At 54.2% G+C, this 13,106-nt stretch carries 13 protein-coding genes; 9 read left to right on the plus strand and 4 right to left on the minus strand.

Features of this window, described 5'->3' with window-relative positions; all coding sequences use genetic code 11:
* Window positions 1-95: 95 nt before the first annotated feature.
* The 3 genes from F1728_RS26655 to F1728_RS26665 all read left to right on the plus strand — a co-directional run bounded on the left by F1728_RS26655 (window position 96) and on the right by F1728_RS26665 (window position 3,877).
* Window positions 96-1,577, plus strand: a complete 1,482-nt coding sequence (locus F1728_RS26655; RefSeq protein WP_194242541.1) for an amidohydrolase — start codon at window positions 96-98, stop codon at window positions 1,575-1,577.
* Window positions 1,578-1,679: 102 nt separating this feature from the next.
* Window positions 1,680-2,627, plus strand: a complete 948-nt coding sequence (locus F1728_RS26660) for a PAC2 family protein (RefSeq protein WP_155366581.1) — start codon at window positions 1,680-1,682, stop codon at window positions 2,625-2,627.
* Between the two features lie 44 nt (window positions 2,628-2,671).
* A complete protein-coding gene (locus F1728_RS26665; protein ID WP_155366582.1) occupies window positions 2,672-3,877 on the plus strand; it encodes a methionine adenosyltransferase in 1,206 nt (401 codons plus the stop codon).
* Between the two features lie 7 nt (window positions 3,878-3,884).
* On the opposite strand, the gene F1728_RS26670 is transcribed toward F1728_RS26665, so the two are convergent.
* Both F1728_RS26670 and F1728_RS26675 read right to left on the minus strand, forming a co-directional pair.
* Window positions 3,885-4,559, minus strand: a complete 675-nt coding sequence (locus F1728_RS26670; protein WP_155366583.1) for a protein-L-isoaspartate(D-aspartate) O-methyltransferase — start codon at window positions 4,557-4,559, stop codon at window positions 3,885-3,887.
* A gap of 42 nt (window positions 4,560-4,601) precedes the next feature.
* Window positions 4,602-5,039 (minus strand): CBS domain-containing protein, encoded by a 438-nt coding sequence (locus F1728_RS26675; protein WP_155366584.1) that lies wholly within the window; start codon window positions 5,037-5,039, stop codon window positions 4,602-4,604.
* 367 nt (window positions 5,040-5,406) lie between these two features.
* Between F1728_RS26675 and F1728_RS26680 the strand changes: the two genes are divergently transcribed.
* Entirely contained in the window at window positions 5,407-5,940 is a 534-nt protein-coding gene (locus F1728_RS26680) for an Hsp20/alpha crystallin family protein (protein ID WP_194242542.1), read from the plus strand.
* Window positions 5,941-6,052: 112 nt separating this feature from the next.
* Here the strand turns inward: F1728_RS26680 and F1728_RS26685 are convergent, their stop codons facing one another.
* Window positions 6,053-6,688, minus strand: a complete 636-nt coding sequence (locus tag F1728_RS26685) for a response regulator transcription factor (protein WP_261344486.1) — start codon at window positions 6,686-6,688, stop codon at window positions 6,053-6,055.
* A 173-nt stretch (window positions 6,689-6,861) separates the two neighbouring features.
* Window positions 6,862-8,022, minus strand: a complete 1,161-nt coding sequence (locus F1728_RS26690; RefSeq protein WP_155366587.1) for a baeRF3 domain-containing protein — start codon at window positions 8,020-8,022, stop codon at window positions 6,862-6,864.
* A gap of 532 nt (window positions 8,023-8,554) precedes the next feature.
* On the opposite strand from F1728_RS26690, the gene F1728_RS32355 reads away from it, so the two are divergent.
* The 5 genes from F1728_RS32355 to F1728_RS26715 are packed head-to-tail and all read left to right on the plus strand — an operon-like array spanning window position 8,555 to window position 13,104.
* Window positions 8,555-9,028 carry a Crp/Fnr family transcriptional regulator gene (locus tag F1728_RS32355; RefSeq protein ID WP_194242543.1) on the plus strand — a complete coding sequence of 158 codons (474 nt, stop codon included), beginning with the start codon at window positions 8,555-8,557 and terminating at the stop codon, window positions 9,026-9,028.
* Window positions 9,028-10,149 carry a 4Fe-4S dicluster domain-containing protein gene (locus F1728_RS26700; protein ID WP_390644269.1) on the plus strand — a complete coding sequence of 374 codons (1,122 nt, stop codon included), beginning with the start codon at window positions 9,028-9,030 and terminating at the stop codon, window positions 10,147-10,149. Before F1728_RS32355 ends, F1728_RS26700 begins: the two co-directional genes overlap by 1 nt.
* Window positions 10,146-11,021: an FAD/NAD(P)-binding protein gene (locus F1728_RS26705; RefSeq protein ID WP_155366590.1), complete on the plus strand. Its 876-nt coding sequence runs from the start codon at window positions 10,146-10,148 to the stop codon at window positions 11,019-11,021. The genes F1728_RS26700 and F1728_RS26705 overlap by 4 nt, the downstream gene beginning before the upstream one ends.
* A gap of 2 nt (window positions 11,022-11,023) precedes the next feature.
* A complete protein-coding gene (locus tag F1728_RS26710; RefSeq protein ID WP_155366591.1) occupies window positions 11,024-11,815 on the plus strand; it encodes an NADH-quinone oxidoreductase subunit B family protein in 792 nt (263 codons plus the stop codon).
* Window positions 11,812-13,104 carry a Ni/Fe hydrogenase subunit alpha gene (locus tag F1728_RS26715; protein WP_155366592.1) on the plus strand — a complete coding sequence of 431 codons (1,293 nt, stop codon included), beginning with the start codon at window positions 11,812-11,814 and terminating at the stop codon, window positions 13,102-13,104. The genes F1728_RS26710 and F1728_RS26715 overlap by 4 nt, the downstream gene beginning before the upstream one ends.
* Window positions 13,105-13,106: the final 2 nt, after the last annotated feature.

A 13,106-nucleotide genomic window follows, 5' to 3' on the forward strand; every position in this document is an offset into this window, starting at 1 on the left:
GAGGGGGAAATGAGATGACTTTCGAGACGGGCTGTGTTAGTCTGAATTGAGACACAAACCTGTAGCGCTGCACTTCTCTGAGGAACAGAATGATCATGCATGTAAAAAATAACTGGTGGACTGGTTCGATCGTGGGTTTACTGCTGGCGAGCAGCGGTCTGATGCTGAGTGCGGCTGAGAAAGAGCAGCCCACATTGAGTAAGGCCCAGCAGACGGCGGTGCAGGATGTGCAGCAGCGGTCGGAAGATCTGAAAGCGGTGAACCAGTCGATCTGGAATTATGCGGAAGTCGGCCTGCAGGAAACGAAGTCATCGCAGCTGCTGATTGAAAAGCTGGAAGCGGAAGGCTTCAAGGTTAAAAGCGGAGTGGCGGATATGCCGACCGCGTTTGTCGCCAGTTATGGGAGCGGAAAGCCGATCATCGGGATCCTGGCAGAGTATGATGCGTTGCCGGGGCTGTCTCAGAAAACGGTTCCTTATCGTGAGAGTCAGACTGAAGGGGGAGCCGGTCATGCCTGCGGACACAGTGGGCTGGGAACCGCGGCACTGGGGGCGGCGCTGGCCGTTAAGGAAGCAGTTGACAAACATGGCTTGAAGGGGACGGTGCGACTTTACGGAACGCCAGCCGAGGAGACCGGACTGGGGAAGGTTTATATGCTGCTGGATGGGCAGTTCGAGGATCTGGATATCTGTCTGCACTGGCATCCCGGAAATAATACCAACGTGCATCTGGGAAGTTCGAAGGCGCTCGTCTCAGTCAAGTTCACGTTTACCGGTTTGCCTTCGCATGCATCGGTGAGTCCGGAGAGTGGTGTGAGTGCCCTGGATGCGGTGGAACTGATGAATACGGGCGTGAATTATATGCGGGAGCATGTTAAAGAAGACGCCCGGATGCATTACGTGATCATTGACGGCGGGGGACAGCCCAACGTAGTGCCTGCGAAAGCGACCGTCTGGTATTACGTGCGTGCGAACGCGCATGAAGACCTGGAAAGGTATTATCGCTGGGTCGTCGATATCGCCAAAGGGGCGGCACTGATGACGCGCACCAAGCTCTCGATTCAGGTGGATACCGACAATCATGAGCTGATTCCCAATACGCCGTTGTCGGAGTTGATTCATGAGAAGCTGACGGTGATTGGACCTCCCGAGTTTTCGGAAGAGGAGAAAGCGTTTGCCCGTCGGATTCAACAGCCGCTGATTGAAGAGTTCGGCCAGACATTCCCCGTAGCGATCGACAGCAGGGTGCATACGCTGCTGGAATCGAAAACATCTTCCAAGGGCTCAACGGATGTGGGGGACATCAGCTGGCACATTCCCACGGGAGGTCTGCGGACGACCTGTTTTGCAGCGGGAAATCCGGGGCACAGCTGGCAGAACGTAGCCTGCATCGGTTCTTCCATCGGCGAGAAAGGGATCATGTATGCAGCGGAAGCTCTGGCGGCAACGACGGTGGCGCTGTTGGAAAATCCGGTACTGGTTAAAGAAGCCAAAGCGGACTTTGATCAGCGAATGAAGGATCGGAAATACATTACGTTGATTCCCAAGGGACAGAAACCGCCTGTGAAAATCAGATAATTGGCAACCAGTGAGAGTGGGAACAGGTGTTTTTCGTAAGGACCCGCCTACGATCAATTCAGAAGCAGAGCATCAGACAACCAGGAGCAGGAGGACCGAGAGATGAATTTGATTGACGGCGTTCAGGCTTTGAAATCGCCCTGGATGATAGCAGTCTGGCCCGGGATGGGTAACGTGGGGCTGACCGCGGGATACTACCTGATGGCCAAGCTGGGGATGGAGCTGCTTTCCGAGTATTCTCCGCCCGAGCTGTTTGACATCGATTATGTCGAAGTCGAACGGGGAGTGATTCATACAGGAGCACGACCGCGGAGTCGCTTTTTTCTGTGGAAAGATCCCGAGGAACAGCACGACCTGGTCGTGCTGATCGGAGAAGCCCAGCCTCAGTTCGGCAAATATTCTTACTGCAAGAAGATGATTTCTTATGCGCAGGATCTGGGGATCAAGCGGGTCTTCACGTTTGCGGCGATGGCCACCGGGATGCATCCGGAACATGAGTCGCGCGTGTTTGCAGCCGTGACGGATCAGGAAGATCTCAAGGAGATGCGGGTGAATAACCTCGAGATTCTGCAGGAAGGAAATATCAGCGGACTGAACGGGATTCTGCTGGGGGCCGCGGCCGATAAGGGCTTGAGCGGGACATGTCTGCTGGGAGAGATGCCGCATATTTTTTCGCAGTTACCGTTCCCGAAAGCGTCGCTGGCCGTATTGAAAGCGTTTCGGTTAATCTCGGGAATTGAGATTGAAACCAGTGAGCTGGTCGAGCAGGCCCAGACGATGGAGAAGAAACTGGGTGAACTACTCTCTCAAGTCGAAAAGTCGATGGGGGAGAAGGCGGAGCAGTCGGAATCGTTCGAGGAGTCGTTGCAACCGGAAGTGCCCGAACAGCCGAAGCTGACGCCGGGAGAGGAGCAGCGGATCGAGCAGCTGTTTGAAGAAGCGAAGCAGAACCGTTCCAAAGCGTATGTGCTCAAACAGGAACTGGATCGCCTGGAGGTCTTCGCTGATTATGAAGACCGTTTTCTGGATCTATTTAAAAATCGTGGCTGAGCCTGTTCAAGCAGGGAAACGCGTCAAAGGGAGTCCATTTTCTGATGGAACATTTTCACCTGGAATCGCTGGGACCACTTACGACCGCAGAGAAAGCGGTGGAATTCGTGGAGCGAAAAGGGATCGGTCATCCGGACACGATCTGTGATGGCATTGCGGAAGCGATATCGATCTCGCTGTCACAGAGTTATCTGCAGTGGGCGGGGCGGATCCTGCATCACAATATCGATAAAGGGTTGCTGGTGGCGGGACACACGGAGCCCGAACTGGGGGGCGGAGTCGTCCATACGCCGATGCGACTGGTGATTGGAGATCGGGCAACCTCTGAGTGGGAAGGGCATCGAATTTCCGTGGAAGAGATTGCGTTGGAAAGTGCCCGGGAGTGGATCAAAGCACATCTGCCGCTGGTCAATACCGAGACGCATGTGGTGTTTCAGAATGAGCTGCGCGTCGGTTCCGCAGAGCTCACAGACATCTTCTCGCGGGCCCGGCTGTTATCGAATGACACTTCAGCGGCAGTCGGGTTTGCGCCGCTCACTGAGACTGAGCAACTGGTGCTGGAATCGGAGCGGTTCCTCAATACCGAGGAATTCAAACTGAAGTATCCGGAGACGGGACAGGACGTGAAGGTGATGGGGGTGCGCAGAGACAAACATCTGCAGCTGACGCTGGCGGTGGCGATCGTCGACCGGTACATCGAAGAAGTGCAGTATTACTTCGATCGGAAAAAGGAACTGGCGGACGAGTTAACGGCATTTCTGGAACCACAGCTCAAAACGCTGGACGGCGTGGATCTGGCGATCAACACCCTGGATAATCCGGAGCGGGGCATGGACGGCATGTATCTGACCGTGCTGGGAACTTCAGCCGAGGGGGCTGACGGTGGCCAGGTGGGACGAGGTAATCGAGTGAACGGTTTGATTACGCTGAATCGTCCGATGAGTGCAGAAGCAGCGGCCGGGAAGAATCCTTTCAGCCATGTAGGGAAGATTTATAATGTGTTGTGTCATCAACTGGCGCAGCAGATTTATGACGAACTGGAACCGGTCAAGGAAGTGATCGTGCGGATGTGCAGCCAGATTGGTCGAGAAATCAGTGATCCATGGATGGTGAGCACGGAAGTGGTACTGAGCAAGGGAGTCGAACTCAAGGAGGTGGAAGAGCCGATTCAGAAGATTATCGATCGGCAACTGAGAAACATGGAAGACTTTGTCAGACGACTGGCGAGCGGAGAATTCCCGGTTTACTGATGACGCTTCAACGGTCCCAGCCGAATTCACCGATGAGGGGAACGAAGGCGAAGCCGCCGAGGTTTTCTTCGTCGAGAAGACCCTGGCGGAGCGTAAAGCGGCACATGGTCTGCCCGGTGTATTCGCCTCCAATGGGAATGATGATGCGACCGCCTTCGTTCAGTTGATCGACGTAGGGTTGAGGGAGTTCTTTGGCGCCTGCGGTGACGATGATGGCGTCAAAGGGGGCGGCTTGCGGGACGCCGAGAGTCCCGTCGTCGGTATAGACGTGGACATTGTTATAACCGAGACGGTCCAGTTTTACGCGGGCCTGTTCGGCCAATTCAGGGATGCGTTCAATGGTGTGGACCTCGCGAGCGAGGAGCGACAGGACTGCGGCGCCGTAACCTGATCCGCAACCGATTTCGAGGACTTTTTCACTGCCGGTCAATTGAGCGGCCTGACACATGAACGCGACGGTATAGGGTTGCGAGATGGTCTGCTGACAGTCGATGGGGAGGGCACAGTCATTGTAGGCGTAGCGTTTGTTGTCGGGCGTGACGAACTCTTCCCGGGGAACGCTGCGCATGGCGTGGAGCACGCGGGCATCGGTAATTCCCCGTTCCCGCAGATGCTCCCGCAGCATGCGCTCGCGTGCATGCGAATAGATGTCGGTCTCGGAATGCTCATCAGAGTTAGTCATGTCGGACGGTTAATTCTCCGTTTGAGGAGTGATACTGCCTGGTCAGAGTTGGGCCAGGCTGGCCGGGCTCTCTTTCTGGATGAGCTTCCCGATCTCGGTGAATTCTTCACAGAGCAGTTCGAGGATATCGTCGAGCGTCAGGACGCCAATCAGCTTACCCTCCTGATCGACGACCGGCAGTCGTCGGAAACCGCCGGATCGCATTTTCGTGAGGGCGGCTTCGATGGAAGTGTCCTCACTGATGTTATAGGGGAATCGCGTCATGATATCCCAGACGGTCGTTTCGATGGCGTCGCGTCCCTTGCCGACCACGCGGAGCGCCAGGTCCCGATCGGTGAGCATGCCGATGGGGTGGGATTCTTCATCGAGGACGATAAGTGTGCCGACGTTACGGGAATTCATGCGTTCGGCGGCGACTTGAACGGATTCGTTTTGATCAACCAAATCGACTTCTCTAGTGCAAATTCGACCTGCAGTCATGACTTTCTCCTTTGCAAAAAAATGATGTCGTGTTTCTGATTGAAAATAATAACGATAGAGAAACGAGCCCAGAGAGTGGCAAACCGCTTCTCTGATTCATTATAACAAATTTTTACGATGAGTAAAAATCTTCTGAATAGTCTGAAAACCGATCGTTGTGGTGGGGGAATTCCCCAGGCGGAGGGCAGGGGATACCGTAGTATAGTTCTCTTTGTTTTCCTGATTTCAGAACGAATGAGGAGCAGGTAGGATGCCGTCAAAAATCAATGACGGCCAGTCGAGCTGGAGGTCAGCCGAACTGGAGTCGGTTTGCTGACCTGGTCAGCAGAATATTCCCTGTCAGCTTTTCATAAGGAGAGAAATGACGATGGCGACAACCATGACAAAAGAGAAAAACCAGCCGATGCAAGCTGCTCAGCCTGAGGTCAAAACGCGGCTACTGTCACAACGTCCGGGTGCTTTCAGTTCGTTTCTGGGGCGTGCCCCCTTCTGGTCGTTGCGGGATGAGATGGATCAGCTGCTGTCCCGTTTTTCTGATGACTGGAACAGTGGCTGGCTGACTCAGGGGTTTGAAGCTTCACTTGACCTGTCCGAGACGGATGACAAAATCGAAGTTCATCTGGATGTTCCCGGAATCAGGCCTGAAGAGATTGATGTTGAAGTCAGTGGCAATCAGTTGCGGATTACCGGGGAGCGGAAAGAAGACCGGGAAGAAAAGGGCAAGACCTATCATCGGGTGGAACGCCATTCGGGTAGTTTTTCACGGACGGTGACGTTGCCTTGTGAAGTGAAGGAAGCTGCGATTGAGGCCTGTTGTGACAACGGCGTGTTGACGATTTCACTTCCGAAAGCAGAGACCGTCAAAGCACACAAGGTGACTGTGAAGCCGAAAGCCAAATAACTCCTGAGTCGATGGTGGTGGCTTTACATTCAGACGGGTGGTGTGTCGCATCAGGCGTGTTGCGGCGCACCATCTTTGAATTTAGGAGGATCTCTAAATATGCAGAGACAACTTACTGGCGATTTTCCAGAACCCACTGAATCGCATGTCGGGTGAGTTCCGTGGCGTTGGACAGATTCAGTTTATGCTTGATGTTCTCGCGGTAGGTTTCGATAGTTTTCGCACTGAGATTCAACTTGGAAGCGATCTGGCGGGTGGTTTCTCCCTGGCCGATCTGCTCAAAGACCTCCAGTTCCCGGTCAGAGAGTTTTTCGATGGGGGACAGGTTTTCATCTTCCAGGGCGCCGATGGAACGGGAAATCATACGTTCGGTGACGTCCTGGCTGAGATAGATTTTTCCGGAGAGAACACGTTCGATGGCGTTGATTAACTGCTCGGGAGCCTGTTGTTTATTGACAAACCCCCGGGCGCCCGCACGAATACAGCGTTCCGCGAAGAGACTTTCATCATGCATGGAGACGGCGAGCAGTTTGACTTGTGGGAACTGGGACTTGACGTCTTTGATTAATTCCAGCCCGGAGCCATCGGAGAGGGAGATGTCCACGATGACCAGATGAGGCGCGGACTCTCGGATCTGCTGGAGGGCTTCGAATTTGCTGCCTGCCTGGGCGCAGACCTGCAGATGATCTCGCCTCTGGATGAGATGGACATAGCCTTCCCGGACGATGGGATGATCGTCAACAATCATGATATGGGTGCAGGAATGACTATGTGAATCGTCTCTGGAGTGTTCTTCCATCACAGGTCCACGTGAAGTCAGGTTCTGATCGAGGATTCGGATAGCAGAGCTATTCTATACCGCGGGAGTGATGGAGAACATCGTCCAGTTTTGAGTTTTATTACTTTAAATTACAAATACTACTACCAGCGTAAATATGCGGCGACCGGTTTGTCTTCGGGCATATCAGATTCTGCAACTACGTAAGGGGTACCACCATGTTTGTAGGTGTTGCGGATAGCCCTGTTAAGTAGGGCGATGTCGCCATTTACGGGTTGATCGTGGGTTTTAACCAGTTCGCCGTCGCCGGGGGGCTGCCCCCATAGTTCAGAGCCGAGCGGAGCGAACAGGGTTTCGATCCGGCCTTCGTCAGCCGCCTGGAGGATCGCTTCCAGCTGGTGAGTAATCCGGGATGTTCCCAGATGTTTCTGATACTGTTCGCGGGCCTTACGCAGCGGTTTACTGGTGATCTGTTCGATGACCGGTAAAGCCGCCTCGTACAATTCCTGCTCGTTCAGATGATCGGGCGAGGTAGAAATCCCCTGTTCGAGCAGGTTTTTCGCATGATAATGTTTGCGGAACATGCTCTGTTGTTTTTCGGAGGCAATCAGAATCATCGTAGGCCCGTTGTTGTCCAAATGTTTTTCCAGCTGCTTGGCCAGAATCTGGAAATAATCCGTCAAGAGGGTTTCATTGAGTTCTTTCGTTAAACCATGGCCGTGCAGCATGGAGGCATTATCGCTCCCCGGACCAACATGAGAAGTCGTATGATGCTGCAGAGATTCCTCGAACTGGGTTTTCGAGGAAATGGCTTCAATATTTTCGGGGATATTTTCCGGTAGATCCAACTGCTTGAGCTCCCCATTCTGGTGACGAATCAACCGGACTGATTTGGGACAGACCGCCAGGAGGTCAAAATGATCATTTTCGTAGACCTTGTAGAAGAGAGGATTCACGTAGAAGCTGTCTTCAACGGTCAGACTCTGCGGACACTGATAAAACAGGTCGTATTGCTGAAACATGCCGGGGGCCAGCAGGATGCAGATTCCCTGGGCGGGGCCGCGTCCCCAGAAATTGCCATCATTCTGGATTTTCCGAGCCGGTTCTAGCAGCGTTTTGATTTCGCCCGTGCCCATCCCCCGTTCCTGTAAGGCTGTCTCTGCCTGATCGAGCATGTTTCGTAGATGAATAGGATCTTCACGGTAGTCGGATAAGGCCTGATGTCGAGGCAAATAGATTGAAATGCAGGGGCCTTGTTCCCATTCCGTCAGCGACTTCAGTTCGTCATGCGCGAGAGTCTTCATAGATCGCTCCTTGAGTATTAAAAACGTAGATGCTGGTTGACAATTAGCCGATGCTTCTGATCGCAAACTCAAGTTGACCCGCACTGTCTGTTCAGCAACCGCGACAGTCAATGCTGTAACTTCTATTGTACGAAATTAAATGAGTGATGCGAATAAAATCGGAATGCTGGCATCGGTTCTCAAAAATCAGGCTTTCATAAAGGGGGCTGGTATCAGAGCCCGATAGGTTCAGACGCAATATGCATGCCAATGCGGGATGGTTCCTGTCTGTGGATCGAAGGTCGAATCAGGAAAGATTTTTATTTTATCAAAGGCGATTTTTCATCTGGTATGGGACAAATAACCTTTTCACTGATAGGGAGATTCCCGATACCACAGCGGATCTGTTTTTCGTTTTCTCTTCCGCGGTTGGCACTATAGACGCTGCCGGTGCTGCGGGATAAAATCCGATGCAGAGATCCAGACTGACTTCCTTGTGATTTCAACGAAAGCAGAGGCTGCTATGGAGGCAAATCCGCTTCTGGAAATTCTGATGAAACTGCGGTTCACTGCAGGACTGTCAGAAGAAGATCAAGATAAACTGGCTGCGATAGCACGACAACGGAAATTCAGGGCTGGGGAGACTCTGTTTACAGAAGGCAGCGATCACAAAGATCTGTATGTGATCTGCAGTGGTCGAGTCGAGATCTGTATGACGATTCCCGCCCGTGGCTGTCTACCGGTGCTAACCCTGGAAGCAGGTGACCTCGTCGGCTGGTCGACAATACTGCAGCAGGGAGAAATGACAGCCACTGTTGCTGCGATCGACGAAACCGAAGTCATCGCCATCAATGCCGAAGCGTTACGGGCGCTGTGTGATGCAGATCATGATATCGGGTATCAGATCATGCAGCGGATTGCACGGGCCCTGTCACAGCGGCTGGTTGCCTGCCGTCTGCAGGTGCTGGATATGTATGGCGAACAGCCCGGTCAGACATTCCAGAGCGAGAAGGGGGCCGTGGAATGATGGAAGCCCCACAAGCCGACGACCGGCGATCCTGTTTTCTCGCGCTCGATCAGTTTGCCAGACTGTTTGATGTGTTGCACTCGCGAGGTTACGAAATTATTGGCCCCACGATAGATCAGGAAGCCATCGTCTATGATCGTCTCGATTCGATCGACGATCTGCCCCGCGGCTGGACCGACATTCAGGAGCCGGGAAAGTATCGACTCGAAGAGCGCGATGATCAGGCACTGTTCGGATTTAATGTCGGACCCCAGTCCTGGAAAAAAAATCTGTTTCCCCCGTTCAGTATGCTTTCTAAAGCGACAAAATCGGATCAGGTATGGAATTTCAGCGAGCCTGAAGAACCCACTCCCCAATACGCATTTCTGGGCGTGCGTGCCTGTGAACTGGCTGCCATCGGAATTCAGGACAAAGTCTTTGTGGGAGGCCCCTATGTAGATCCCCAGTATCAGCGTCGTCGTGCAGCTGCATTAGTGATCGCGGTGAACTGCACGCAGGCAGCTTCGACCTGTTTTTGTACTTCGATGAATACGGGCCCGCGTTGTCAGCAGGGATTCGACCTGGCGTTGACCGAATTATCGGACGGCTTCCTGGTAGAGGTCGGCTCCGAACAGGGCGAGGAGATTCTGCAGGAACTGGAGACGGTCGAAGTCTCCGCTGATCAGGAGTCACAGGCCACTGCTGCCCGGCAACAGGCCGTCGATCAGATCGAACGCGAATTCGATACGACTGATATCAGGGATCTGCTGCTCTCGAATCTGGAGCATCCCCAGTGGGACGACGTGGCGGAACGCTGTCTTTCCTGCACGAACTGTACGATGGTATGTCCCACCTGTTTCTGCAGTTCGGTAGAAGAGGTCAGCGATCTGGCGGGCGAACAGGTCGAACGCCAGCGGGTGTGGGATTCCTGTTTCAATGTCGAATTCAGTTATATGAATGGGGGGCTGGTACGGAACGGGGTTCGCAGCCGTTATCGACAATGGCTGACGCATAAGCTGGCGAGCTGGATAGATCAGTTCGGAACTTCCGGCTGTGTCGGCTGTGGTCGTTGCATTACCTGGTGTCCGGTGGGTATTGATTTAACCGCCGAAGTGGCCGCAATCCGGGAGTCTTCATCATGAATGAATCTGCATCCGCTGCTGCCAGCCACTTCAGTCCCCAGGCGAATGCATGGGTGCCACAGACCGCGGTGATTCGCGAGATCAGACCCGAAGTGAGTGGTGTGACCACTTACCAGCTGGCACTCATCGATTCCGTAGCTGCCGAGACGTATCACTTCGCTCCGGGGCAGTTCAATATGCTATATGTTCCGGGGGCAGGGGAATCTGCTATTTCCATGAGTGGCGATCCGGATGCCACAGAGACATTAACACACACGATCCGTAAAGCAGGAAACGTGACGGGGCGGATTGCAGCCATGCAGGTCGGCGACACTCTGGGGCTGCGAGGACCCTTTGGCACCAGCTGGCCCGTGGATCTGTGCAAGGGAAAAGATGTGATTCTGGTGGCGGGGGGCATTGGATTGCCACCACTAAGGCCGGTGATCTATCGCATGTTGTCTGAGCGGGAAAATTATGGACAACTGACTTTGCTCTACGGCGCCCGCACGCCGGAGATGCGACTCTACATAAACGAGTATCAGCGCTGGCAGGCACAGGACTTCGATGTCCGCCAGACAGTGGACCGGTCAGCATCGGGCTGGCAGGGAAATGTTGGCGTCGTTCCCCAGTTGCTGGAACGGCTACAGTCTTTCGATCCAGCCAATTCGATCATGATGATCTGTGGCCCCGACATCATGATGCGTTTCACTGCACGGGCGGCGCTACAGCTGGGGATGACGACCGAACAGATCTGGGTCTCGACCGAACGGAACATGCAGTGCGCGGTGGGGCTTTGTGGTCACTGTCAACTGGGACCGGAATTCATCTGTAAGGATGGGCCGGTCTACCGCTACGATCAGATCTCTCCCTGGTTGAAAGTGGAGGGCCTTTAAATATGTGTAAGCCACGCCTGGCAGTATTCAAGTTCGCCTCCTGCGATGGTTGTCAGTTGTCGCTGCTGGATGCCGAAGATCACTTGCTCGCGGTCGCGGATGCAGTGGAGATCGTCTATTTCCCCGAAGCAACCAGCCATATGGAAGAGGGCCCGTATGACATCGCCCTGGTGGAAGGCTCCATCACCACGCCTCACGATGCCGAACGGATTCAGCAGATACGAAAAGATGCCCGCTTCCTGATGACGATCGGTGCCTGTGCGACCGCGGGGGGCATACAGGCTCTGCGGAACTGGGCCGACAAAGATGAATTCATGCAGGCCGTGTATGCGACCCCGGAATACATCCAGGTCCTCGAGACGTCGACACCGATTGCCGAGCATGTGCAGGTCGATTTTGAACTTCGGGGCTGCCCGATTAACCAGTATCAACTCATCGAAGTCATTCGCTCACTGCTTGCAGGTCAGACGCCCCGTACTCCCCGGCACAGTGTCTGTCTCGACTGTAAACGTCGAGGCACGGTCTGTGTCACAGTTGCGCAGGGAACGGCCTGTCTGGGGCCGGTTACCCAGTCGGGGTGTCATGCACTCTGTCCCAGTTACAACCGGGGCTGTTATGGCTGTTTCGGACCCGCGCTGCAGGCCAATCTAGTGAGCCTCTCCGCGCAGATGGAGCGGGAAGGTGCCTCGAAAGCGGAAATTGCCCATAAGCTGAAAAACTTCAACGCATACGCACCCGCGTTTCGAACAGAGAGTACGCGTCTAGTGCAACTGGAGGGGGATCAGCGCAGATGACCGAGCGAAAGATCAAAGTCGAAACGCTGACTCGCGTGGAAGGAGAAGGGGGGCTCTACGTCCGCCTGCAGGGGGAGCAGGTAGAAGAAGTCCGTCTGGAAATCTACGAACCGCCGCGGCTGTTTGAAGCGCTCCTGCGGGGACGGCCACTCGAAGATGCCCCTGATATTACGGCCCGGATCTGTGGAATCTGTCCTGTGGCGTACCAGATGAGCAGCGTGCATGCGATGGAAATGGCGTTGGGAGTCGAAATCACTCCCGAGATACGTCGACTGCGCAGATTGCTGTATTGCGGGGAATGGATCGAGAGTCACGGCCTGCACATGCATCTGTTACACGCCCCTGATTTTCTGGGATTTGAAAGCGGGCTGGCGATGGCCAAACAGTTCCCGGACGAGGTCAACCGGGGGCTGAGACTGAAGAAACATGGGAATCAGTTAGTCGACCTGCTGGGGGGGCGGGCCATTCACCCCGTGAATGTCTGTGTCGGAGGCTTCTATCGTATTCCAAGCCGCAACGAGTTTCAGAAACTGGTGCCCGATTTTGAATGGGGTTTGAACGCAGCCATTGAGACCACCCGCTGGGTCGCCGGTTTCGAATATCCCGAACTGGAATCGGATTGTGAATTTGTTTCACTCTCGCATCCCGACGAATATCCCATGAACGAAGGCGTCATGCAGACCAGTTCCGGAGATCAGATCGAAATCAGCAACTACCGCGATGAGTTTCAGGAACAACAGGTACCACACTCGACGGCCCTGCACGCCATTCGCAAAACGACCGGGCGTCCCTATCTGCTGGGCCCCCTGTCACGGGTGAATCTGAACCGCGATCGGCTTTCTCCAGCGGCGCGGAAACTGGCTGATGAAATTGCGTTTGAGCCCGAGTGCAGGAATCCGCATCGAGCCATTATCGCCCGGGGGCTGGAACTGGTGCACTCGTACGAAGAGGCGCTGCAGATTCTTCGTGACGAGCATTCCACAAAGGAGCCTCGCATGACTTATGAATACCAGGCCGGAGTGGGCATGTCGGCGACGGAAGCGCCCCGCGGAACACTCTTTCATCGTTACGAAATTGACACTGAAGGTAAGATCGTCGAGGCGGACATTATTCCTCCGACTTCCCAGAATCAGGCACAGATTGAAGTCGATCTGAAAGCATGGGTGGGCCAGGTAATTGAGAAAGAAGAATCACAGGCGGCCCGTCTCTGTGAAAACCTGGTGCGGGCCTATGATCCGTGCATCAGTTGTTCCACGCATTTTTTGAATGTCACGATAGAACGGTCCTGAGT

Source organism: Gimesia benthica, from assembly GCF_009720525.1.
GTDB classification, from domain to species: Bacteria; Planctomycetota; Planctomycetia; order Planctomycetales; family Planctomycetaceae; genus Gimesia; species Gimesia benthica.

Bases quoted from the DNA above. Each gene is read 5' to 3' on its own strand.
- F1728_RS26655 (WP_194242541.1), top strand. From the start codon at position 96: ATGCATGTAAAAAATAACTGGTGGACTGGTTCGATCGTGGGTTTACTG.
- F1728_RS26660 (WP_155366581.1), top strand. From the start codon at position 1,680: ATGAATTTGATTGACGGCGTTCAGGCTTTGAAATCGCCCTGGATGATA.
- F1728_RS26665 (WP_155366582.1), top strand. From the start codon at position 2,672: ATGGAACATTTTCACCTGGAATCGCTGGGACCACTTACGACCGCAGAG.
- F1728_RS26670 (WP_155366583.1), bottom strand. From the start codon at position 4,559: ATGACTAACTCTGATGAGCATTCCGAGACCGACATCTATTCGCATGCA.
- F1728_RS26675 (WP_155366584.1), bottom strand. From the start codon at position 5,039: ATGACTGCAGGTCGAATTTGCACTAGAGAAGTCGATTTGGTTGATCAA.
- F1728_RS26680 (WP_194242542.1), top strand. From the start codon at position 5,407: ATGGCGACAACCATGACAAAAGAGAAAAACCAGCCGATGCAAGCTGCT.
- F1728_RS26685 (WP_261344486.1), bottom strand. From the start codon at position 6,688: ATGATTGTTGACGATCATCCCATCGTCCGGGAAGGCTATGTCCATCTC.
- F1728_RS26690 (WP_155366587.1), bottom strand. From the start codon at position 8,022: ATGAAGACTCTCGCGCATGACGAACTGAAGTCGCTGACGGAATGGGAA.
- F1728_RS32355 (WP_194242543.1), top strand. From the start codon at position 8,555: ATGAAACTGCGGTTCACTGCAGGACTGTCAGAAGAAGATCAAGATAAA.
- F1728_RS26700 (WP_390644269.1), top strand. From the start codon at position 9,028: ATGGAAGCCCCACAAGCCGACGACCGGCGATCCTGTTTTCTCGCGCTC.
- F1728_RS26705 (WP_155366590.1), top strand. From the start codon at position 10,146: ATGAATGAATCTGCATCCGCTGCTGCCAGCCACTTCAGTCCCCAGGCG.
- F1728_RS26710 (WP_155366591.1), top strand. From the start codon at position 11,024: ATGTGTAAGCCACGCCTGGCAGTATTCAAGTTCGCCTCCTGCGATGGT.
- F1728_RS26715 (WP_155366592.1), top strand. From the start codon at position 11,812: ATGACCGAGCGAAAGATCAAAGTCGAAACGCTGACTCGCGTGGAAGGA.